The sequence below is a fragment of the Streptomyces sp. NPDC024017 genome, from assembly GCF_040638895.1.
GTDB lineage: Bacteria > Actinomycetota > Actinomycetes > Streptomycetales > Streptomycetaceae > Streptomyces.
In genome coordinates this window covers 1-22,764 of record NZ_JBEZYZ010000015.1, presented here as the reverse complement: position 1 = coordinate 22,764, position 22,764 = coordinate 1, and the positions used below count along the sequence as shown (strand labels likewise).

The 22,764-nt window shown below is 70.8% G+C and carries 18 protein-coding genes; 9 read left to right on the top strand and 9 right to left on the bottom strand.

All coding sequences use genetic code 11. From position 1 onward, the window contains the following. Positions 1–132 precede the first annotated feature (132 nt). Positions 133–1,086, top strand: coding sequence for a bifunctional riboflavin kinase/FAD synthetase (locus AB0G20_RS33475; protein WP_361308962.1), 954 nt, complete (start codon positions 133–135; stop codon positions 1,084–1,086). A 57-nt stretch (positions 1,087–1,143) separates the two neighbouring features. Here AB0G20_RS33475 and AB0G20_RS33470 read toward each other — a convergent pair whose 3' ends face one another. The 7 genes from AB0G20_RS33470 to AB0G20_RS33440 all read right to left on the bottom strand — a co-directional run bounded on the left by AB0G20_RS33470 (position 1,144) and on the right by AB0G20_RS33440 (position 11,895). Beyond that, the gene (locus AB0G20_RS33470; protein WP_361308960.1) at positions 1,144–2,154 is read right to left on the bottom strand and encodes an ABC transporter ATP-binding protein; all 1,011 of its coding nucleotides are present in this window, start codon (positions 2,152–2,154) and stop codon (positions 1,144–1,146) included. Then, entirely contained in the window at positions 2,151–3,182 is a 1,032-nt protein-coding gene (locus tag AB0G20_RS33465; protein WP_361308957.1) for an ABC transporter ATP-binding protein, read from the bottom strand. The genes AB0G20_RS33470 and AB0G20_RS33465 overlap by 4 nt, the downstream gene beginning before the upstream one ends. After that, positions 3,179–4,090: an ABC transporter permease gene (locus AB0G20_RS33460; protein WP_184850580.1), complete on the bottom strand. Its 912-nt coding sequence runs from the start codon at positions 4,088–4,090 to the stop codon at positions 3,179–3,181. The genes AB0G20_RS33465 and AB0G20_RS33460 overlap by 4 nt, the downstream gene beginning before the upstream one ends. Next, positions 4,087–5,133: an ABC transporter permease gene (locus AB0G20_RS33455; RefSeq protein WP_361308954.1), complete on the bottom strand. Its 1,047-nt coding sequence runs from the start codon at positions 5,131–5,133 to the stop codon at positions 4,087–4,089. Before AB0G20_RS33455 ends, AB0G20_RS33460 begins: the two co-directional genes overlap by 4 nt. Positions 5,134–5,151: 18 nt before the next feature. Next, on the bottom strand, positions 5,152–7,005 hold the full coding sequence (locus AB0G20_RS33450; protein ID WP_361308951.1) for an ABC transporter substrate-binding protein: 1,854 nt from the start codon (positions 7,003–7,005) through the stop codon (positions 5,152–5,154). Between the two features lie 296 nt (positions 7,006–7,301). Beyond that, on the bottom strand, positions 7,302–11,141 hold the full coding sequence (locus AB0G20_RS33445) for an SCO5717 family growth-regulating ATPase (protein ID WP_361308949.1): 3,840 nt from the start codon (positions 11,139–11,141) through the stop codon (positions 7,302–7,304). A 457-nt stretch (positions 11,142–11,598) separates the two neighbouring features. After that, positions 11,599–11,895, bottom strand: a complete 297-nt coding sequence (locus tag AB0G20_RS33440) for a DUF397 domain-containing protein (RefSeq protein WP_361308946.1) — start codon at positions 11,893–11,895, stop codon at positions 11,599–11,601. Between the two features lie 282 nt (positions 11,896–12,177). Here AB0G20_RS33440 and rpsO point away from each other — a divergent pair, with 282 nt between their 5' ends. The 5 genes from rpsO (at position 12,178) to AB0G20_RS33415 (ending at position 17,601) form a co-directional block, all read left to right on the top strand. After that, on the top strand, positions 12,178–12,465 hold the full coding sequence (gene rpsO, locus AB0G20_RS33435) for a 30S ribosomal protein S15 (protein WP_003993372.1): 288 nt from the start codon (positions 12,178–12,180) through the stop codon (positions 12,463–12,465). A gap of 290 nt (positions 12,466–12,755) precedes the next feature. Continuing rightward, entirely contained in the window at positions 12,756–14,975 is a 2,220-nt protein-coding gene (locus tag AB0G20_RS33430; protein ID WP_361308943.1) for a polyribonucleotide nucleotidyltransferase, read from the top strand. Further along, positions 14,972–16,351 carry a pitrilysin family protein gene (locus AB0G20_RS33425; RefSeq protein ID WP_361308940.1) on the top strand — a complete coding sequence of 460 codons (1,380 nt, stop codon included), beginning with the start codon at positions 14,972–14,974 and terminating at the stop codon, positions 16,349–16,351. Before AB0G20_RS33430 ends, AB0G20_RS33425 begins: the two co-directional genes overlap by 4 nt. Before the next feature lie 28 nt (positions 16,352–16,379). After that, positions 16,380–17,132 (top strand): 4-hydroxy-tetrahydrodipicolinate reductase, encoded by a 753-nt coding sequence (gene dapB, locus AB0G20_RS33420; RefSeq protein ID WP_248511795.1) that lies wholly within the window; start codon positions 16,380–16,382, stop codon positions 17,130–17,132. A 13-nt stretch (positions 17,133–17,145) separates the two neighbouring features. After that, a complete protein-coding gene (locus tag AB0G20_RS33415; protein ID WP_361308937.1) occupies positions 17,146–17,601 on the top strand; it encodes a hypothetical protein in 456 nt (151 codons plus the stop codon). Between the two features lie 72 nt (positions 17,602–17,673). On the opposite strand, the gene AB0G20_RS33410 is transcribed toward AB0G20_RS33415, so the two are convergent. Both AB0G20_RS33410 and AB0G20_RS33405 read right to left on the bottom strand, forming a co-directional pair. Beyond that, on the bottom strand, positions 17,674–18,228 hold the full coding sequence (locus AB0G20_RS33410; RefSeq protein WP_361308935.1) for a hypothetical protein: 555 nt from the start codon (positions 18,226–18,228) through the stop codon (positions 17,674–17,676). 112 nt (positions 18,229–18,340) lie between these two features. Further along, entirely contained in the window at positions 18,341–18,580 is a 240-nt protein-coding gene (locus tag AB0G20_RS33405) for a hypothetical protein (RefSeq protein ID WP_361308932.1), read from the bottom strand. 176 nt (positions 18,581–18,756) lie between these two features. On the opposite strand from AB0G20_RS33405, the gene thyX reads away from it, so the two are divergent. The 3 genes from thyX to AB0G20_RS33390 all read left to right on the top strand — a co-directional run bounded on the left by thyX (position 18,757) and on the right by AB0G20_RS33390 (position 22,449). Continuing rightward, complete coding sequence (gene thyX, locus AB0G20_RS33400) at positions 18,757–19,497, top strand: FAD-dependent thymidylate synthase (protein WP_361308929.1); 741 nt, start codon at positions 18,757–18,759, stop codon at positions 19,495–19,497. Positions 19,498–19,709: 212 nt separating this feature from the next. After that, a complete protein-coding gene (dapA, locus tag AB0G20_RS33395; protein WP_361308926.1) occupies positions 19,710–20,609 on the top strand; it encodes a 4-hydroxy-tetrahydrodipicolinate synthase in 900 nt (299 codons plus the stop codon). A 154-nt stretch (positions 20,610–20,763) separates the two neighbouring features. Continuing rightward, positions 20,764–22,449, top strand: coding sequence for a ribonuclease J (locus tag AB0G20_RS33390; protein WP_361308924.1), 1,686 nt, complete (start codon positions 20,764–20,766; stop codon positions 22,447–22,449). Positions 22,450–22,764 lie beyond the last annotated feature (315 nt).

Genomic DNA, 22,764 nt, shown 5'->3' with positions numbered 1-22,764 from the left:
CGCCCTGTCACAGCCCCCATGCCGATGCGGGCAGGAGGCACCCGGCATGGCACCCTTAGACCTGCGCACGAGGCAACTACGAACAACCGACCGGACACGGGTTCGACGAGCTTTCGACAAGGAGCAGGCACAGTGCAGCGCTGGCGTGGCTTGGAGGACATCCCCCAGGACTGGGGGCGCAGCGTCGTCACCATCGGCTCCTACGACGGAGTGCACCGCGGACACCAGCTGATCATCCGGCATGCCGTGGACCGCGCCCGGGAGCTGGGCGTGCCCGCCGTCGTCGTCACCTTCGACCCGCACCCCAGTGAGGTCGTCCGCCCCGGCAGCCACCCGCCGCTGCTCGCCCCGCACCACCGCCGCGCCGAACTCATGGCCGGCCTGGGCGTGGACGCGGTGCTCATCCTGCCCTTCACGACCGAGTTCTCGAAGCTGTCCCCGGCCGACTTCGTCGCCAAGGTCCTGGTCGACAAGCTGCACGCCAAGGCGGTCGTCGAGGGCCCCAACTTCCGCTTCGGCCACAAGGCCGCCGGCAACGTGGAGTTCCTGTCCACGCAGGGCAAGACCTACGACTTCGAGGTCGAGGTCGTCGACCTGTACGTGACCGGTGAGGCGGGCGGCGGCGAGCCGTTCTCCTCCACGCTGACCCGGCGTCTGGTCGCCGAGGGCGATGTCGAGGGCGCGGCGGAGATCCTGGGGCGTCCGCACCGGGTGGAGGGCGTCGTCGTCCGGGGTGCCCAGCGCGGGCGCGAACTGGGCTTCCCGACCGCCAACGTCGAGACGCTGCCGCACACGGCCATCCCGGCCGACGGTGTGTACGCCGGCTGGCTGCACGCCCAGGGTGAGGTGATGCCGGCCGCGATCTCCGTGGGGACGAACCCGCAGTTCGAGGGGACCGAGCGCACGGTGGAGGCGTACGCCATCGACCGGGTGGGGCTCGATCTGTACGGGCTGCATGTCGGGGTCGACTTCCTGGCGTTCGTGCGGGGGCAGGCGAAGTTCGACACGTTGGATGCGCTGTTGGTTCAGATGGGGCAGGACGTCGAGAAGTGCAGGGAGTTGGTGGCGGCCGAGGGGGCTGCGTAGTTCGCTCGTGGGCCGTCTGCGGGTGTGCGGTGGCTTGTCGCGCAGTTCCCCGCGCCCCTAGGGGAGCTGCGAAACCGCCCAGTGACAAGCGACCTGCGATTCCCCGCCCCCGCTCAGCACCGCCAAGTCCTGGCCCCTGCACGCGTCCGCCACCCCCGCTGCCTCCGCCTCACCACCGGCCAGGATCTGACAACGGGCGTGGAAGCGGCAGCCGGGCGGGACGCGTGACGGGTCGGGGGGCTCGCCTGTGAGGATCACCGGGGCGCCGGGAGCCTCCGGGAGCACGGACAGCAGCGCCTGCGTGTAGGGATGCCGCGGTGCCGTCAGCACCTGCTCCACCGCGCCCGTCTCCACGATCCGGCCCAGGTACATCACGGCGACCCGGTCCGCGATGTTCCACGCCAGGCCCAGGTCGTGCGTGACCACCAGCGCGGACAGGCCCAGTTCGGTGCGCAGCCGTAGCAACAGGGCGAGGATCTCGCCGCGTACCGAGGCGTCGAGGGACGCCACCGGCTCGTCGGCGACGAGGAGTTCGGGTTCCAGGACGAGCGCGCCGGCGATGACGACCCGCTGGCGCTGCCCACCGGACAGTTCGTGCGGGTAGCGCAGGAAGAAGCGCTCCGGAGGGCGCAGGCCGGCCCGGGACAGGGCCTCGGCGACCGCCGTGCGCTCGTCGCCGCCGTAGCCGTGGATGCGCAGGCCCTCGGCGACCGCGTCGTACACCGTGTGCCGGGGGTTGAGCGAGCCGCTGGGGTCCTGGAGGACCAGCTGGACGCGTTTGCGGTAGGCCTTGAGGGACCGGCCGGAGTAGTCCAGCGGGCGGCCGTCGAAGGTGACCCGGCCCGCCGTCGGCTCGACCAGACCGAGCAGGCTGCGGGCCAGGGTCGTCTTGCCGCAGCCGGACTCGCCGACCAGCGCGACGATCTCGCCGGGGCGGATGTCGAGGTCGACGCCGTCCACCGCGCGGGCCCGGGGGCCGCCGTGCCGGCCGGGGAACGTGACGTGGAGGCCCTGGGCGCTCAGCAGAGGGGCCGTGGTGACCTCGGGGGCCGTGGGGGACGTGGTCATGGCGTGCTGGGCCTCGCTTCCTCCAGGGCCCCCGGTTCCCCGGCCGGCCGCTCTTCACCGGCTTCCGCTCCCGCTTCCGGGGGCCCGACCAGCACACACGCAGCCCGTCGCTCCGGCCCCGCCGCCCGCAGCACCGGGTCGTCCTCGGCGCATGACGGCAGCGCCACCGGGCAGCGCGGATGGAACGTGCACCCGGACGGCAACGCGGCCGGGTCCGGGGGGTCGCCCGCCAGCCCCTGCGGGGCGAACCGGGACGCCGGGTCGCCGATGCGCGGGAACGCGGCCGACAGGGCCCGGGCGTACGGGTGCCGGGCGTCCTCGTACACCTGCTGGGCGGGGCCCTCCTCGACCACCCGGCCCGCGTACATCACCGCGAGCCGGTCACAGGTGTCGGCGAGGACCGCCAGGTCGTGGCTGATCATGATCAGACCGAGGTCCTGGTCCGCGACGAGCTGCTCGATGAGCCGGAGGATCTGGGCCTGGATCATCACGTCGAGCGCGGTCGTCGGCTCGTCAGCGATGATCAGTCGCGGGTCGCAGGCCAGGGCCATGGCGATCATGACGCGCTGGCGCTGGCCGCCGGACAGTTCGTGCGGGTAGGCGTCCGCGCGGGCCGCCGGCAGGCCGACCTGCTCCAGCAGCTCGCCCGTCTTCCTCTTCGCCCCGGCCGCGGTCGCCTTCCTGTGCAGCAGGATCGGCTCGGCGATCTGGTCGCCGATGCGGTGCACGGCGTTGAGGGAGTGCATCGCGCCCTGGAAGACGATGGAGGCCCCGGCCCAGCGGACCGCGCGGACGCGGCCCCACTTCATGGTCAGCACGTCCTCGCCGTCGAGGAGCACCTCCCCGGTGGTCCGCGCGCCCGCCGGCAGCAGCCGCAGCAGGGCCAGGGCCAGCGTGGACTTGCCGCAGCCGGACTCCCCGGCGACGCCGAGCTTCTGCCCCGCCTCCAGACGCAGATCCACCCCGCGCACGGCGGCCGCCCCGCCCGCGTACGTCACGGTCAGGTTCCTGACGTCGAGCAGACTCAACGCGACACCCCCAGCCTGGGGTTGAGGACGGACTCCACGGCCCGCCCGCACAACGTGAACGCCAGCGCCACCACGGCGATGGCGATGCCCGGCGGCACCAGGTACCACCAGTCCCCGGCACTGACCGCGCCCGCCTCGCGCGCGTCCTGGAGCAGCCCGCCCCACGACACCACCGTGGGGTCGCCGAGGCCCAGGAAGGCGAGCGTCGCCTCCGCGAGGATGGCCGAGGAGATGATCAGGGTCGTCTGGGCCAGCACCAGCGGCATCACATTGGGCAGGACGTGCCGGGACATGATGTGCCAGTGGCCGCCGCCGAGCGCCTGCGCCCGCTCGATGTACGGCCGCGTCTCCACGGCGAGGGTCTGCGCACGCACCAGCCGGGCCGTGGTCGGCCAGGTGGTCACGCCGATCGCGACGACGGTCGTGGTCAGCGAGCGGGACATCACGGTCGCCAGGGCGATCGCCAGCACCAGCGTCGGCATGACCAGGAACCAGTCGGTGATCCGCATCATCACCGTCGCGTACCAGCCCTTGAAGTGCCCCGCCGTCACCCCGATCAGAGTGCCGATCGCGACCGACAGCACGGCGGCCAGCAGCCCGACCAGCAGCGACACCCGCGAGCCCCAGATCACCAGGCCCAGCAGGTCCCGCCCGAACTGGTCGGTGCCGAGCGGGAACTCGGCGCTCGGGCTCTGCATCGGACGCCCCGGCGCCTGAGTCACACTGCTCACGTCGGAGCCGACGAACAGCGGTGCGAACAGCGCCAGCAGCGCGCACAGCGAGAGCGCGGTCAGGCCGTACAACCCGGCCCGTTCGGAGCGGTACTGCCGCCAGAAGCGGGCGACGGAGGCCCGGCGCCGCTGCCGGGCGAGGGCGCGCGGGCCAGGGGCGGTCTCGGTCGTCGTCATCGGGCCACCCGGGGGTCCAGCAGCGGATAGACCAGGTCGGCGAGGGTGTTCATCAGGATCACCGCGGCGGCGAACACGAAGAACAGCCCCTGCACGAGCGGCAGATCGGGCACGCTCAGCGCCTGGTAGAACAGCCCGCCGAGCCCCGGCCAGGAGAACACCGTCTCCACCAGGATCACGCCCGCCACCGTCCGGCCGAGGTTGATGAAGATCAGCGTCACGGTCGGCAGCAGCGCGTTCGGCACGGCGTGCCGGCGGCGTACGAGGTCGTCGCGCAGCCCCTTGGCCCGCGCGGTCGTCAGATAGTCGCTGCCCATCTCGTCCAGCAGCGCCGACCGTGTGACCAGCAGCGTCTGCCCGTACTCCACGGCCACCAGCGTCACCACCGGCAGCACCAGATGGTGCGCCACGTCGAGGACGTACGCGAAGCCCTCCTCGCCGCCCGACTCCATGCCGCCGGTCGGGAACATGCCGGGCAGCGGGCCGATGCCGACCGACAGCACGATGATCAGCAGCAGCCCCAGCCAGAAGGACGGGATGGAGTACAGCGTCAGCGCGAGGCCCGTGTTGAGACGGTCGCCGAGCTTGCCGTGCCGCCACGCCGACCGGGTGCCGAGGAGGACGCCCAGCGCCGTGTAGAGGACGAAGGCGGTCCCGGTGAGCAGCAGGGTGTTCGGCAGCGCCTCGGTGATCTTGTCGACGACGGGGGCGCGGAACTGGTACGACGTCCCGAAGTCGCCCGTGAGCGCCTTGCCGCAGTAGTCCGTGAACTGCCGCCACAGCGGCAGGTCCAGCCCGAACTCCTCGCGGTAGGCAGCCAACTGCTCCGCCGACACCTGACGGCCGCCCGTCATGGTCTTCACCGGGTCGCCGGGGATCAGCCGGAAGAGGAAGAAACTGGTCACGAGCACGGCCAGCAGCGATACGGCGGCACCGGCCACCTTGCCCGCCAGGTACCGCGGGTACGCGGAGCTCTTGCGTACCCGCGGCCCGGCCGCCCGTTGCCTGTCCTCGACCAGCGCGGGGGTCGCGTCAGCGGTCATGAGTACCCGCTCGCCGCCCTATTCGCGTTCCTCGGCGGTGGCCCGCCGCCGCATGGCAGCGAAACCGCCGAGCCCGGCGAGGACGACGACACCGGCGACGATCGCGACCACGACCCCTGTCGACGACGCGTTGTCCGACGACCCGCCGGAGTCCGCCGGGACCGCCGACCACCAGCTCCAGTAGCCGTCCTGGCCGTAGATGTTGCCCGCCTTCGCCGGCATGGTCGTGATCGACTTGATCTGGTCCGTCCGGAAGGCCTCGACCGCGTTCGGATACGCCATGACGTTCATGTACCCGAGGTCGTACAGCCGCGACTCCATCTGCTTGACGATGTCCGCCCGTTTGGCGGGGTCGTACTCGGTGAGCTGCTTGGCGTAGAGCTCGTCGTACTTCTTGTCGCAGATGAAGTTGTCCGTCGCGCCCGTCTCCTCGGGGGTCGCCGGAAGGGCCCCGCAGGTGTGGATGGAGAGCACGAAGTCCGGGTCGGGGTTGACCGACCAGCCGTCGAACGCCAGGTCGTACTTGCCGGCCAGCCACGGGTCGGTCACGTTGTCCAGGCAGTTGAGCTGGACGCCGATGCCGAGCTTGCCCCACCACTCCTGGAGGTACTTGCCGACCGCCTTGTCGTTCGGGTCGGTGGCGTGGCACAGCACGCGGTAGGTGATCGGCTTGCCGTCCTTGCCGACCCGTTTGCCGTCGCCGTTCTTCTTGTACCCCGCCCGGTCGAGCAGCCGGGCCGCCTCGGCCGGGTCGTACGCCAGCTTCTGACTCGCTGAGGGCTTCCAGAAGTAGTCCTGGAAGCGCGGCGGGATGTAGCCCTCGCCCTCGACGGCGTGGCCCCGGAACACCTTGTCGATGATGGCCTCGCGGTCGACGGCCCGGAACAGCGCGTTGCGCACTCGCTGGTCCAGCAGGGAGGGGTGGCCGTCGCCGAACTTCTTGCCGTTCTTGGCCTTGGCGCCCGGGTTGGTGGCGAGGGCGTAGAAGCGGCGGCCGGGGGCGTCGTTGACCTGGATGTCGTCCGCGCCCTTCAGGGACTCCGCCTGAGCGGGCGTCAGGGACGGGGACCCGGCGACGAAGGACACCTCGCCCTTGCGCAGCGCCGAGACGGCCGCGTCCTGGTCCTTGTAGTAGCGGAAGACCAGCTCGTCGAACTTCGGCGACCCGCGCCAGAAGCTCTTGTTGGCCTTGAGCCGGACGTAGCTGTCGGCCTTGTAGCCGCTCAGTACGAACGGTCCGTTCCCCACGACGGGGAAGCTCTTGTCGTTGTTGAACTCGGAGAAGTCCGAGACCTTCTCCCACACGTGCTTCGGCACGATCGGCACGTCCAGCGCGGCCATCGTGGCCTGCGGCTTCTTCAGCTCGATGACCAGCTTGGTGGGGCTCGGGGCCGTCACCTTCCGGAAGTTCCCGACGTAGCTGCCGTTCGCCGTGGCTGCGCCGGTGTCGGTCATCATCTTGTTGAACGTCCAGGCCGCGTCCTCGGCGGTGGCCTGCTGCCCGTCCGACCACTTGGAGTTGTCGCGGATCGTGTAGGTCCAGGTGAGCTTGTCCGGCGACGGCTCCCACTTGGTGGCCAGGCCCGCGATGGCGTGGTTGTCCTTGGGGTCGTAGTTGGTCAGGTACTCGTACATGAGCCGGTGGATGCTCGTGCTGAGCAGCCGGACCGCCAGGAACGGGCTGAGCGAGTCCACGCTCTGCGCCACCGCGACGGTCAGCACCTTCTTGCCGTCGTCGGCCGCCCGGGCCTGCTGGGGCGCCGGATCGAGCGGCGTCGCGAGACCGGCGGTGAGGGTGAGCGCGGCCGCCCCGGCCAGGGCGATGAGCCTGAGGCCGCGCGGGAGGCTGCGTTTCTGATCGTTCGTGCCCATGGTCGGACCTCGCGTCATCACTCGGACGGGAAGGACGGGTTGATCAGCTGTCAGATGCGTGATGTGTGTGTACCAGCGGCCGTCTCCACCCGTCAACGGCGCGTTCACCCCTTGTGGCCTGCGGAAATAACGAATTGGCGAGCTTTTCGCACCCATTGGTCGAGACCACTGACGCGCTCCTGGCCAGGGCCTGGCAACGGAATTCGCCCCTGAACGCGCCGAGGCCCGCGCCGAGTCGGAACGGCGCGGGCCGGGCGGGGATCGGCCCCTCGAAAGGGGCCGATCGGGTGAGGCGATTACTGCGTCGGAGGCGGGGGCGGCGGGGTCTGCCCGTCGGGCTGGGCCGGGTAGCCGGGCTGCCCCGGCTGGGGGTAGCCGTAGCCCGGCTGCGGGGGAGCGGCCGGGGGCTGGCCCGGCTGGGGGTACGGCTGCCCGGGCTGGGCCGGCGGCTGGCCGGGCTGCTGCCCCGGCTGTCCCGGCTGCAGGTAGGACGGCTGGCCGGCCGCCTGCGGGTACGGCTGACCGGGCTGGGCCGGCGGCTGGCCCGGCTGGGCATAGGGCTGGCCGGGCTGCGGATACGGCTGTCCGGGCTGGGCGTACGGCTGGTCGGGCTGCGGCTGCGGCTGCTGCGGGTACGGGCCCGGCTGGCCGGGGACCTGCTGACCGGGTGCCGGCTGCTGCTGCCCGGGGTACGGAGGCTGGCCCGGCTGGGCGTAGGGCTGACCCGGCATGGCCTGGCCGGGCATCGGCGGGGCCGCGACCGGCGGCGGGTTGCCGTCGGACGTCCACAGGCCGTGCGCCTGCTGGTGGCGGATGAAGTCCTCGGCGACCATCGCCGTGAGGTTGAAGTACGCCTCCCGCACCTTCGGCCGCATCATGTCGAGGTCGACCTCGGCACCGGCGGCGAGGTGCTCGTCGAAGGGCACGACGACGACGCCACGGCAGCGCGTCTCGAAGTGCGTCACGATGTCCTCGACCTTGATCATCTTGCCGGTCTCGCGGACCCCGGAGATGACGGTGATGGACCGCGAGACGAGGTCGGCGTACCCGTGCGCGGACAGCCAGTCCAGCGTCGTGCTCGCACTGCTCGCACCGTCCACGGACGGCGTCGAGATGATGATGAGCTGGTCGGCGAGGTCCAGCACACCGCGCATGGCGCTGTAGAGCAGACCGGTACCGGAGTCGGTGAGGATCACCGGGTACTGCTTGCCCAGCACGTCGATCGCGCGCCGGTAGTCCTCGTCGTTGAAGGTCGTGGACACGGCCGGGTCGACGTCGTTGGCGATGATCTCCAGGCCGGAGGGCGCCTGGGACGTGAACCGCCGGATGTCCATGTACGAGTTGAGGTACGGGATCGCCTGGACCAGGTCACGGATGGTGGCCCCGGTCTCCCGCCGCACGCGGCGCCCGAGGGTGCCCGCGTCCGGGTTGGCGTCGATCGCGAGGATCTTGTCCTGCCGCTCGGTGGCGAGCGTCGAGCCGAGCGCGGTGGTCGTGGTCGTCTTGCCGACACCGCCCTTGAGGCTGATCACCGCGATCCGGTAGCAGGACAGCACGGGCGTGCGGATCAGGTCGAGCTTGCGCTGCCGCTCGGCCTCCTCCTTCTTGCCGCCGATCTTGAACCGACCGCCACCGGCCGCCGGACGGCTGCTCTTCGCCTTCTGCTTCTTGCTGTTGAGCAGCCGGTCGGACGACAGCTCCACGGCGGCGGTGTAACCGAGCGGCGCGGCCCCGGGGTTGGTCGGCTGCCGCTGGTCGTGCTGCATGGGCTGCGGCCAGGCGGCACCGGTACGGGGGTCCACGGGCTGCTGGGGCTGACCGGGGTGCGGCTGCCCGGGCTGACCCGGCTGCTGCTCGTGCTGCCCGGCGTGCGGAGGCTGGGCCCCGGGCTGCGGCTGTGCCTGCGGGGGTACGCCGGGCTGGGGCTGGGGCTGGGGCTGCTGAGCGGGCGGCTGGGGGAAGCCGTAGCCGCCTTGGGCGTGGGGAACGCCGGGGTTCGGGAAGCCGTAGCCGCCCTGGGGGGCGGGCGCGCCCGGCTGGGGGAAGCCGTAGCCGTCCTGCGGGGTCGGCGCGGGGGCGGGCGGCGTGCCGGGGTGCTGGGCCGGAGGCTGCTGGGCCGCCGGGGCGGGGGCGCCCTGCTGCGGGAAGCCGTAGCCGCCCTGCGCGTGCGGCGCGGCCGGGCTGTCCGGCTGCTGGGCCGGGGGCTGCGCGGCCGGTGCCGGGGCGCCGGGGTGGGGGAAGCCGTAGCCGCCCTGGGGGGTGGGCGCGGCCGGGGGCTGAGCTCCAGGGTGCGGGAAGCCGTAGCCGCCGGGCTGCGGTACGGGCTGGGCGGGCGGCTGGTTGGGCGGCGTCGGTGCGGGCTGCTGGTTCCACGCTGCAGGCGCGGGCTGCGGCGCCTGCGGCTGGAACGGCGGCTGCTGTGCCGGCACGTAGGGCTGCGGCGGCACCGGAGGCTGCCCGTGGGCGGCCGTCGGCTGCGGCTGAGCGGGCGCGGTTGCGTCCGAGGGCTGCGCCTGCGGCTGCTGCGGCGGGGCGGGCCACTCGCTCGCCGGGGCCGGAGCGGCCGGCTGGTACGACGGCGGCAGCGGCGGCACGCCCTGCGGGGGCGGGGGAGTGGAGTCGGACGGTGTGCTCTGCGGGGCATCGGGCGAGGCCGGTACGGCCGGTACGGCGCCCTCCGGCTCGTTCTGCGCGGGCACGCCGTCGGCGGGAGGCGCGTCGGCCGGCTCGGCGGCAGGCGCCACCGACTCCTCGCGCTCGTGCTCGGCCCTGGCCGGCACCGCGTCTTCAGGCTCGTCAGAGTCAGGCCGGACGTCCTCGGGCTGTGCGTCCTCGGGCTGTTGATGCCCAGCCTCGGCGTCGTCGGCCTCGGTGTCCTTGGACTCGGCGTCCTCGGGCGCGGCGTCCTCCGGCCCGGCGTCCTGGGTCTTGGTGTCCTCGGTCTCGGTGTCCTCGGGCGCTGCGACCTGCGGGTCTAGGACCTCGGGTGCCACGTCCTCGGCTTCCGGCCGGGTGGCCTCCGGCTCGGCCTCCTCGACCGGCGGCACGTCGGTGAAGGCGTCCGCGTCCAGCGCGTACTCCGAAACCGCAGCGGAGTCGTCAGCCTCGACACCGGGGCCGTCGTCCTCCGCGTCATCGGCACGAGCACCGCCACCGGCCCCGTCGGCGTCCTCCGTCTCGGTGGCTTCGGGTGCCTCGGGCGCGGAAGCCGCCTCCGCAGCGGCACGCTCCTCGATCTCCCGCTTCAGGGCGACGGCGGAGAAACGCATGGTGGCGCCGCTCTCCAGATCGCCGCTCTCCGGCTCCGCGGCATCGCCGGAAGCGACGGCGGCCGGAGCCTCGGGAGTGGCCGGAGCCTCCGGAGCAGCGGCCGGAGTCGCCGGAGCCTCGTGAGCGGCCGGTGCCTCCGGCGGAGCCGGCGGCGTCCACGGCGACTGATACCCGCCGACGGGGATGTTCGGCACAGCCGTAGGAGAGGCCGCGCCACCCTCGGGCGCCTCGGTCTGCCCCTGAGGCCGGCCCTCCGGCTGCGACCCCTGCGGCTCGAACCCACTCCCCATCGGAAGCCTGGGCACAGCCGAGGGGCCCCCCGACGAAGGCGCGGGCGGCGCCGGCGGCGTGAAGGGCGTACCCGGCGCGGGCGCGGGGGGCGTGAACGGAGCGCCCGGAGCGGGCGCAGGCGCGGGAGGAGTGAAAGGCGCCCCGGGCGCCGGAGCCGGTGCGGAGCCCTGCCCCGGCAGGGACGTCGGAAGGGACGAAGGCCCACCGGAAGGATTGGCATGCGGCGGCGGAGTGAGTCCGGGCAGCGGCGGCACCGGCCCCTTCGGCATCCCGGGCGCCCCGTTAGCCCCAGGAGCTCCGGAACCACCGGGCATCCCGGTAGCCCCATTGGCTCCGGGCCTCGCGGGCGTGCCAGAAGCCCCCGGCCCGGAACTCCCAGGAGCCCCCGAAGCACTGGAGTCCTCGGACGCCCCCGCCCCCTGCCCCGAGCTCCCCGAGGCGTTCTGCGTGTACCAGGCGGGCGGCGCGTAGTCGATGGTGAACTCGCCCGTCATCTCCGCTGCGGACTCCGCGTCGGGCTGGTCATCGCCGGGTGTCGCCCAGCCCCCGCGGATCCCGTCCCGATCGCTGCTCACAGTGTTCCTCCTGGTGTGGTCGAGCACCCTCATGCCGTGCTGGGGCGACCCTTGCTTGTCGTCCGACGTCGTGCGAAGTCGTTTGAGGCGTATCGAGGTCGTCCGAGGTCGTCCGCTCCACAGGCTCCCCCGCCCTTCCCCCTGGGACGCCGACGCCTACCACGGGTTCTGACGGCGCGCCCCGTCCCAGCCTAATCACCACAAGCCCCGCCCCGGCAGGCCCGTCCACCCCCGAGCAACTGTCCGTCGCGTCACAACCTGCCCAGAAGGTGCTCGGAAGTGACGTATACGGCACGCACTTTGGTGAACAAACAGGGCGATAAGCGTGAAGAACCGTGAACCACCTTGTCTCGCAGCCGTCTTGGGGCCATGAGGAAGCAGTCGCCTTGAGGCGCAGGAGACATACGAAGAGGGGCGGCCGTTCACCGGCTCACCCCTCGTCGTCCACCCACGACACCTACCGGCCGGCTTCGAGCCCCCCGCTGTGCGCCCCCGGCTCAAGATCGAACTCCCCGTCCCGCGCCCCCAGCACGAACGCCCGCCACTCCGCCTCCGTGTAGCGCAGCACCGTGTCCGGGTCGAGCGACGACCGCATCGCCACGGCCCCCTCGGGCAGGTAGGCGATCTCGACCCGCTCCTCGTGCCCCTCGGTGCCCGGCGCGCTGTGCCACTCGACACCGGAGATGTCGAGGGCGTAGAGCTCGTCCCGCTCCCGCTCCTTGCGTGCCTTGATCTCCTCAGCCGTCTCCGCCATGCCGCAGCGACCCCTTCCCGACGTACGAATTCCCGACGTACCAACGATCCGAATCTGCTCACCCTAGTGGCCCCCTCCGCTCCGGCCGGGAGGTTCGGGGACCAGGGCAAAGAGGCCCCCGGCCGCCTGGTACCCTGGTCGACGGCCGTTTGTGTACGCACCCCCGGAGCTCACCGCTCTGGAGGCCGCGCCCAGCGGATCCCCGCCTTCCGAGTCATGGAAGCTCCCCCGAGACACAGACCGGGGGCACTCGGTGGCCATCACAGACTACGAGGAGTACGCGTGCCGCTCGACGCCGCTACGAAGAAGCAGATCATCACCGAGTTCGGCCAGAAGGAGGGCGACACCGGCTCCCCCGAGGTCCAGGTCGCCATGCTCTCGCGCCGCATCTCGGACCTGACCGAGCACCTCAAGACCCACAAGCACGACCACCACTCCCGCCGTGGTCTGCTGATCCTCGTGGGTCAGCGTCGCCGCCTTCTCCAGTACCTGGCGAAGAAGGACATCCAGCGCTTCCGCGCGCTGGTCGACCGCCTCGGCATCCGCCGCGGTGCGGCGGGCGCCAAGTAAGACGCCGTGAGGGGAGCGGTTCCCGAAGGAAAGGGGACCGCTCCCTTTGCTGTACGTGCGGAGTGTCACCACTGCTTTGTAGTGTGGTAGCACAACGCAATATGGACGACACAGCACGACAAGACGAGGAGAGGCGCACCTAGCCGCCGCCGGTCCTCGGTAGTGGCCCCCGGGAGAAGCGAACCCCGGGTGCTTCGATCGAAGACCGGCCCGCACAGCACGGCGCGCTTCTCCGCAACCGTCTCCCTGCCACACGGGCAGTGGGAGACGAGGACGAGGAGAAAACGCTAGTGGAGAACGAGACCCACTACGCCGAGGCCGTCATCGACAATGGCGCCTTCGGTACCCGCACCATCCGCTTCGAGACGGGCCGCCTGGCCAAGCAGGCCGCCGGCTCCGCCGTGGCGTACCTGGACGACGACACCATGGTGCTGTCGGCCACCACCGCCTCCAAGAACCCCAAGGACCAGCTCGACTTCTTCCCCCTCACGGTGGACGTCGAGGAGCGGATGTACGCCGCCGGCAAGATCCCCGGCAGCTTCTTCCGCCGTGAGGGCCGTCCCTCCGAGGACGCCATCCTCACCTGCCGCCTGATCGACCGCCCGCTGCGCCCGTCCTTCAAGAAGGGCCTGCGCAACGAGATCCAGGTCGTCGCCACGATCATGGCGCTCAACCCCGACCACCTGTACGACGTCGTCGCGATCAACGCCGCGTCCGCGTCCACGCAGCTGGCCGGCCTGCCCTTCTCCGGCCCGATCGGCGGCGTCCGCGTCGCGCTGATCCGCGGCCAGTGGGTGGCCTTCCCGACGCACACCGAGCTCGAGGACGCCGTCTTCGACATGGTCGTCGCGGGCCGCGTCCTGGAGGACGGCGACGTCGCGATCATGATGGTCGAGGCCGAGGCCACCGAGAAGACCATCAAGCTGGTCGAGGGCGGCTCCGAGGCGCCGACCGAGGAGGTCGTCGCGGCCGGTCTGGACGCCGCGAAGCCCTTCATCAAGGTGCTCTGCAAGGCCCAGTCGGACCTCGCCTCCAAGGCCGCCAAGCCGACCGGCGAGTTCCCGATCTTCCTGGACTACCAGGACGACGTTCTCGAGGCCCTCACCGCCGCCGTCAAGCCGGAGCTCGCCTCCGCGCTGACCATCGCCGGCAAGCAGGAGCGCGAGTCCGAGCTGGACCGCGTCAAGGCGCTCGCCGCCGAGAAGCTCCTCCCGGAGTTCGAGGGCCGCGAGAAGGAGATCTCCGCCGCGTACCGCTCGCTGACCAAGACCCTGGTCCGTGAGCGCGTCATCAAGGAGAAGAAGCGCATCGACGGCCGCGGTGTCACCGACATCCGCACCCTGGCCGCCGAGGTCGAGGCCATCCCGCGGGTCCACGGCTCCGCCGTGTTCGAGCGTGGCGAGACCCAGATCCTGGGCGTCACCACCCTGAACATGCTCCGCATGGAGCAGCAGCTGGACACCCTCTCCCCGGTGACCCGCAAGCGCTACATGCACAACTACAACTTCCCGCCGTACTCCACCGGCGAGACCGGCCGCGTCGGCTCCCCGAAGCGCCGCGAGATCGGCCACGGCGCCCTCGCCGAGCGCGCCCTCGTGCCGGTCCTGCCGACGCGCGAGGAGTTCCCCTACGCGATCCGCCAGGTCTCCGAGGCGCTGAGCTCCAACGGCTCGACGTCCATGGGCTCGGTCTGCGCCTCTACCATGTCGCTGCTGAACGCCGGTGTGCCGCTGAAGGCCCCCGTCGCCGGTATCGCCATGGGCCTCATCTCCCAGGAGATCGAGGGCGAGACGCACTACGTCACCCTCACCGACATCCTCGGTGCGGAGGACGCGTTCGGTGACATGGACTTCAAGGTCGCCGGCACGAAGGAGTTCGTGACCGCCCTCCAGCTCGACACCAAGCTGGACGGCATCCCGGCCTCCGTCCTGGCCGCGGCCCTCAAGCAGGCCCGTGACGCCCGCCTCCACATCCTCGACGTGATGATGGAAGCGATCGACACGCCGGACGAGATGTCCCCGAACGCCCCGCGGATCATCACCGTTAAGATCCCCGTGGACAAGATCGGCGAGGTCATCGGCCCCAAGGGCAAGATGATCAACCAGATCCAGGAGGACACCGGCGCCGACATCACGATCGAGGACGACGGCACGATCTACATCGGCGCGGTCGACGGACCGTCCGCCGAGGCCGCCCGCACCACGATCAACGGCATCGCCAACCCGACCATGCCGGAGGTCGGCGAGCGCTACCTGGGTACGGTCGTGAAGACCACCACCTTCGGCGCGTTCGTGTCGCTGCTCCCGGGCAAGGACGGTCTGCTGCACATCTCGCAGATCCGCAAGCTGGCCGGCGGCAAGCGCGTGGAGAACGTCGAGGACGTCCTCGGTGTGGGCGCCAAGGTCCAGGTCGAGATCGCCGAGATCGACTCCCGCGGCAAGCTCTCCCTGATCCCCGTGATCGAGGGCGAGGAAGGCTCCGACGACAAGAAGGACGACGCCGAGCAGTGACGTCCCACGGCTCCAAGGCGACGGCCCGCACCTCTTCGGAGGCGCGGGCCGTCGCCCGTACCCAAACCCTCATCGAGGGCCGGAACGGCATCGGCACGGTCCGCAAGACCACCCTCCCCGGTGGCTTGCGCATCGTCACCGAGACCCTGCCCTCGGTCCGCTCCGCCACCTTCGGCATCTGGGCGCACGTCGGCTCCCGCGACGAGACCCCCGCGCTGAACGGCGCCACCCACTACCTGGAGCACCTGCTCTTCAAGGGCACCAGCCGCAGGTCCGCCCTGGACATCTCCTCCGCCCTCGACGCGGTCGGCGGCGAGATGAACGCGTTCACGGCGAAGGAGTACACGTGCTACTACGCACGTGTGCTCGACACCGACCTGCCGCTGGCCATCGACGTCGTCTGCGACATGCTGACGGGCTCCCTCATCCTCGAAGAGGACGTCAACGTCGAGCGGGGCGCCATCCTCGAAGAGATCGCCATGACCGAGGACGACCCGGGCGACTGCGTGCACGACCTGTTCGCGCACACGATGTTCGGCGACAACCCCCTCGGCCGCCCGGTCCTCGGCACGGTCGACACGGTCAACGCCCTCACCGCCGACCGCATCCGCCGCTTCTACAAGAAGCACTACGACCCGACCCACCTGGTCGTCGCCTGCGCCGGCAACGTCGACCACGCCAAGGTCGTCCGGCAGGTCCGCGCCGCCTTCGAGAAGGCCGGTGCCTTCAAGGACCTCGCGGCCGACCCGGTCGCCCCGCGCAGCGGCACGCGCGCCCTGCGCACCGCGGGCCGCGTCGAGCTGACCGACCGCAAGACCGAGCAGGCGCACATCGTGCTCGGCATGCCGGGCCTGTCCCGCACGGACGAGCGGCGCTGGGCCCTGGGCGTGCTGAACACCGCCCTCGGCGGCGGCATGTCCTCCCGCCTCTTCCAGGAGGTCCGCGAGAAGCGCGGCCTGGCCTACAGCGTGTACTCGTACACCTCCGGCTTCGCCGACTGCGGTCTGTTCGGCGTCTACGCGGGCTGCCGCCCGTCGCAGGTGCACGACGTGCTGAAGATCTGCCGCGACGAGCTCGACCAGGTCGCCGAGCACGGCCTCTCGGACGACGAGATAGGACGTGCGATCGGCCAGCTCCAGGGGTCCACGGTCCTCGGCCTGGAGGACACCGGCGCGCTGATGAACCGTATCGGCAAGAGCGAGCTGTGCTGGGGCGAGCAGATGTCCGTCGACGACATGCTGTCCCGGATAGCGTCGGTCACCCCGGACGACGTCCGCGAGGTCGCCCGCGAGATCCTGGGACGGCGGCCCTCCCTGTCGGCCATCGGCCCGCTGAAGGACAAACAGGCGGCCCGCCTGCACGACGCCGTCGCCTGACAAACCCCTGGTGAAGGAAGCACAAGAGATGAGCAAGCTGCGCGTGGCGGTCCTCGGCGCCAAGGGCCGGATCGGCTCGGAAGCCGTACGAGCCGTCGAAGCCGCCGAAGACATGGAACTGGTCGCCGCCCTCGGCCGGGGCGACAAGCTGGAGACACTCACCGAATCCGGCGCCCAGGTCGCGGTCGAACTGACCACGCCCGACTCGGTCATGGCCAACCTCGAGTTCCTGGTCGGCCACGGCATCCACGCCGTCGTCGGCACCACCGGCTGGACCGACGAGCGCCTCGCGCAGCTGAACGGCTGGCTGTCCGCCTCCCCCGGGACGGGCGTGCTCATCGCGCCGAACTTCTCCATCGGGGCCGTCCTCACGATGAAGTTCGCGCAGCTCGCCGCCCCCTACTTCGAGTCCGTCGAGGTCGTCGAGCTGCACCACCCGAACAAGGTGGACGCCCCCTCCGGCACCGCCACGCGCACCGCCCAGCTCATCGCCGAGGCCCGCCGCGCCGCCGGCACCGCCCCGGCCCCCGACGCCACGGCCACCGCCCTCGACGGTGCCCGCGGCGCCGACGTCGACGGTGTCCCGGTCCACGCGGTCCGGCTGCGCGGCCTGCTCGCCCACCAGGAGGTCCTGCTCGGCGCCGAGGGCGAGACCCTGACCGTGCGGCACGACTCGCTCCACCACAGCAGCTTCATGCCGGGCATCCTGCTCGGCGCCCGCCGCGTGGTGAGCACCCCGGGCCTGACGTTCGGCCTGGAACACTTCCTGGACCTGAACTGAGTCTCTGACCGTCATGCGCGCGAAGCTCACCTACGCCCTCACGGCCGCCGTCCTGGTCGTCTACTTCGTCCTGGTCGGCAGCCGCGGCGTCCTGCTCATCGAGACCGGCACGCCCCTCACCGTCACCTTCGGTGTCGCCGTGCTGATCCTGCCGGTCATCGGCCTGTGGTTCCTGTGGAAGAACACCCAGTTCGCCCGCAAGGCCGGCCAACTCGCCGCCGAACTCGACGCCGAGGGCGGCCTGCCCGTCGACGAACTGCGGCGTACCCCCAGCGGGCGCATCGACCGCGACTCCGCCGACGAGGTCTTCGCCAAGCGCAAGGCCGAGACGGAGGACGCCCCCGACGACTGGCGCACCTGGTTCCGTCTGGCCGTCGCCTACCACGACGCCCGCGACACCCCACGCGCCCGCAAGGCGATGCAGCACGCGATCGCCCTGCACGACGGCAAGCAGCCCGAAGCCGCCTGAATCACCCCCACTCATGCCGGCGGGGCCGGACCGTGCGAACGGTCCGGCCCCGCCGGCATGAGATCGAGGACGTCAGCGCGGGCCGTACTCCTCCGCCCACGCCTCGACCGAGTCCGCCGCCCGGTCGAAGGCCTCCGCGCGGCCCAGGAAGTCCGTGTCGTGCGTCGTCATCAGCGGCGTCGGACCGGTAGCCTCCCGGCCCTGGCTTCCCAGCAGCAGCGCCTGGCCCTGCACGGTCCGGGGCAGTCCCAGCCAGCGCACCGGCTGCTGCACCGTACGCACGGAGACGACCTGCTCCCAGGACGCCGTACGCGTCGTGAGGAAATCCACGTGCCGCAGTCCGCGCGCGCTGACCCACACGCCCATGCGCAGCAGTCGCAGCGCCGCGGCGATGACGAGCAGCGCGAGACCGAACACCACCGCGGCCGAGGCCGGTTCGGCCGTCGCGGCGATGATGACGGCCGCGAACAACACGAACGAGGCGAGCAGCAGCGCGAGCGCCGCGACCCCGACACGCCACGGTCCGGGCCGGTACGGCCGCCGCCAGCGGTCACGGTCGTCGTAGGGCAACGGAACGTCGTCCGCCGCCTCGAAAACGCGGTCGGCCGTCAGGAAGGGCAGGGGCACGGCTGGTCCTCACTCGATCCATGCGTGGGCTGTGCCCGGTGAGGCTACCGATCTGTGTCCCCGGTCACCACTGGCGGGGGGCCGGATGGAGTCACCGCCGGTGCGGTGCGATTCAGCGCCTCTCGGACGCCTGCGACTGCTGAGGCTGATCAGCCGTCTTGTCGGGCGACAGCGCGGGCGTCCCGATGACCAGGGACCCCACGAGCCCCGCCACGAGGGTGAGCCCCAGCAGCCAACGGCCGGCCATCTGACCGACGGACGACCGCTCGCGCGGTGGGGGAGTGACATTGCTGCGGAACCTGTCGGCCTCGGCGACGAAGGCAAACGGTACGGGTTCACGCCGACCGAACATCAGGGGTGCTTCTCCTTCGGGGGTGGAACGGATCACTGTCGTCAGTAGAGACGAACGAACTCCCTCAGAGGTGCCCTGTTTCACCGACTTCATTGCGGCACGCCACCGATCGGACTGATTTCACCGGGCCGTAGAGTGGCGTCGCCACACGACGAGATGGGAAGGCCCTGCCAACCGTGACCGACACCCCCGCCGACGACCTCAAGCCCAGCTACCGCAGCGACGTCACTGTCGAGCTGGTCAAGCACACCGCGTCCGACGCGGACGTCCTCTTCGCCGCCCGCGTCTCGACCCTCGGCGAGCAGTCCCTCGACGAGTTGAAGAAGGACCCCGAGCGTTCCAAGGGCCTGATCAACTACCTGATGCGGGACCGGCACGGCAGCCCCTTCGAGCACAACTCGATGACCTTCCTCATCAGCGCCCCGATCTTCGTCTTCCGCGAGTTCATGCGGCACCGCGTCGGCTGGTCGTACAACGAGGAGAGCGGCCGCTACCGCGAGCTCCAGCCCGTCTTCTACGTCCCCGACGAGTCCCGCAAGCTGGTCCAGGAGGGCCGCCCGGGCAAGTACGTCTTCGTCGAGGGCACCCAGGCCCAGCAGGAGCTGGTCGGCCGCGTCATGGAGGACTCGTACCAGCAGGCGTACGACGCCTACCAGGAGATGCTCGCCGCCGGCGTCGCCCGCGAGGTAGCCCGTTCGGTCCTCCCGGTCGGCCTGTATTCCTCGATGTACGCCACCTGCAACGCCCGCTCGCTGATGCACTTCCTCGGCCTGCGCACCCAGCACGAGCTGGCGAAGGTCCCGTCCTTCCCGCAGCGCGAGATCGAGATGGTCGGCGAGAAGATGGAGGCCGAGTGGTCCCGGCTCATGCCGCTCACCTACGCCGCCTTCAATGCGAACGGTCGCGTGGCGCCGTAACGCGCCTCCAGCCCCCCGGTCAGGTACAGATGTACGGTTCAGCCGTGCGAAGTGTCCGTATTGCGGCATTTAGAGAAGTTCATCTAGCCTGATCAAACGGGTCCGGCACTGCTTGAACCCCCGAGCAGGCAGTGCCGGGCTCCACCTTTGTCACGACTTGTCGCCTGCCCCGTGGGCAGACCCGGTCCTGAGCAACGAGTAGCGTGTAACCCATGGCTCCGACCTCGACTCCGCAGACCCCCTTCGGGCGGGTCCTCACCGCCATGGTCACGCCCTTCACGGCGGACGGCGCACTCGACCTCGACGGCGCGCAGCGGCTCGCCGCCCACCTGGTGGACGCAGGCAACGACGGCCTGGTCATCAACGGCACCACCGGCGAGTCCCCGACCACCAGCGACGCGGAGAAAGCGGATCTCGTACGGGCGGTCCTGGAGGCGGTCGGAGACCGCGCCCACGTGGTGGCCGGAGTCGGCACGAACGACACCCACCACAGCATGGAACTCGCCAGGGCGGCGGAGCGCGTCGGCGCACACGGCCTGCTCGTCGTGACCCCGTACTACAACAAGCCCCCGCAGGAGGGCCTCTACCGGCACTTCACGGCCGTCGCCGACACCACCGGCCTTCCGGTGATGCTCTACGACATCCCCGGCCGCAGCGGCGTCCCCATCAACACCGAGACGCTCGTCCGCCTCGCCGAGCACCCGCGGATCGTCGCCAACAAGGACGCCAAGGGCGACCTCGGCCGCGCCAGCTGGGCCATCGCCCGCTCCGGCCTCGCCTGGTACTCCGGCGACGACATGCTGAACCTGCCCCTGCTCTCGGTCGGCGCGGTCGGCTTCGTCTCGGTCGTCGGCCACGTCGTCACCCCCGAGCTGCGTGCCCTGGTCGAGGCGTACACCTCGGGCGATGTCCAGAAGGCCACCGAGATCCACCAGAAGCTGCTCGCCGTCTACACGGGTATGTTCCGCACCCAGGGCGTGATGACGACCAAGGCGGCGCTCGCCCTGCAGGGACTGCCCGGCGGGCCCCTGCGTGCCCCCATGGTCGAGTGCGCGCCCGACGAGATCGAGCAACTCAAGATCGATCTTGCCGCCGGCGGGGTACAGCTCTGACATCAGACTTCGCGCGGACCCCCGCGCAACTGCTTCACAACTGAATAAGCGGGCCACCGGTGCCCGCACCCCACACAGACAACTGCTTCTGCACGAACGTCATGCGCGCCACGTGCCCCACCGGTACGTGGCGTGCGTGGTTGAGGAGAGTCTTTTGAGCCATCCGCATCCTGAACTCCGCACGCCCCCGCCGCTCCCCGAGGGCGGCCTGCGCGTCACCCCGCTCGGCGGCCTCGGCGAAATCGGCCGAAACATGACGGTCTTCGAGTTCGGCGGCCGCCTGCTGATCGTCGACTGCGGCGTGCTCTTCCCCGAGGAGGAGCAGCCCGGAATCGACCTGATCCTGCCGGACTTCTCGTCCATCAGGGACCGCCTCGACGACATCGAGGGCATCGTGCTCACGCACGGGCACGAGGACCACATCGGCGGCGTCCCCTTCCTCCTGCGCGAGAAGCCGGACATCCCGCTGATCGGCTCCAAGCTGACCCTCGCCCTCATCGAGGCCAAGCTCCAGGAGCACCGCATCCGCCCCTACACCCTCGAGGTGGCGGAGGGGCACCGCGAGCGCATCGGCCCCTTCGACTGCGAGTTCATCGCGGTCAACCACTCCATCCCGGACGCGCTGGCCGTGGCCATCCGCACCCCCGCGGGCATGGTGGTCCACACCGGCGACTTCAAGATGGACCAGCTCCCGCTGGACAGCCGTCTCACGGACCTCCACGCATTCGCCCGCCTGAGCGAGGAGGGCATCGACCTCCTCCTCTCGGACTCGACGAACGCCGAGGTGCCGGGGTTCGTCCCGCCCGAGCGGGAGATCTCCAACGTCCTGCGTCAGGTCTTCGCCGGCGCCCGCAAGCGCATCATCGTCGCGAGCTTCGCCAGCCACGTGCACCGCATCCAGCAGATCCTGGACGCGGCGCACGAGTACGGCCGCCGCGTCGCCTTCGTCGGCCGCTCCATGGTCCGCAACATGGGCATCGCGCGGGACCTGGGCTATCTGAAGGTCCCGCCGGGCCTGGTCGTGGACGTCAAGACGCTCGACGACCTCCCGGACAGCGAGGTGGTCCTGGTCTGCACGGGTTCCCAGGGCGAGCCGATGGCGGCCCTGTCCCGCATGGCCAACCGCGACCACCAGATCCGCATCGTCCAGGGCGACACGGTGATCCTGGCGTCGTCCCTGATCCCCGGCAACGAGAACGCGGTCTACCGCGTGATCAACGGCCTCACCCGCTGGGGCGCCAACGTGGTCCACAAGGGCAACGCCAAGGTCCACGTCTCCGGCCACGCCTCCGCGGGCGAGCTGCTGTACTTCTACAACATCTGCCGCCCGAAGAACCTGATGCCGGTGCACGGTGAATGGCGCCACCTGCGGGCCAACGCCGAGCTGGGCGCCCTGACCGGCGTCCCGCACGACCGCATCGTCATCGCCGAGGACGGCGTCGCGGTCGACCTCGTCGAGGGCAAGGCGAAGATCTCCGGCAAGGTCCAGGCGGGTTACGTGTACGTCGACGGCCTCTCGGTCGGCGATGTGGGCGAGCCGGCCCTCAAGGACCGCAGGATCCTCGGCGACGAGGGCATCATCTCGGTCTTCCTGGTCATCGACTCCTCCACCGGGAAGATCACCGGCGGCCCGCACATCCAGGCCAGGGGCTCCGGCATCGACGACTCCGCGTTCGCTGACGTGGCCCCCAGGATCACGGAGGTACTCGAACGCTCCGCCCAGGACGGCGTGGTCGAACCCCACCAGCTCCAGCAGCTCGTGCGCCGCACGCTGGGCAAGTGGGTCTCGGACAACTACCGGCGCCGCCCGATGATCCTGCCTGTGGTGGTGGAGGTCTGACGGTCCGTCGGGCCTGAGCTCACGCCAACTGGGAGCGGGGCGCCTCGATTTGCATCGAGGCGCCCCGCTCCAGTAGGTTTACAACTCCTCCCGACGGGGCACCCGCGCCAACTCAGGCACGGGGAGCATGCCCGGCCGGGGAGGGAAATCCGACTCAGAAACTTCTGATAAAGTCGGAACCGCCGGAAAGGGAAACGCGGAAGCGGGAACCTGGAAAGCGCCGAGGAAATCGGATCGGAAAGATCTGATAGAGTCGGAAACGCAAGACCGAAGGGAAGCGCCCGGAGGAAAGCCCGAGAGGGTGAGTACAAAGGA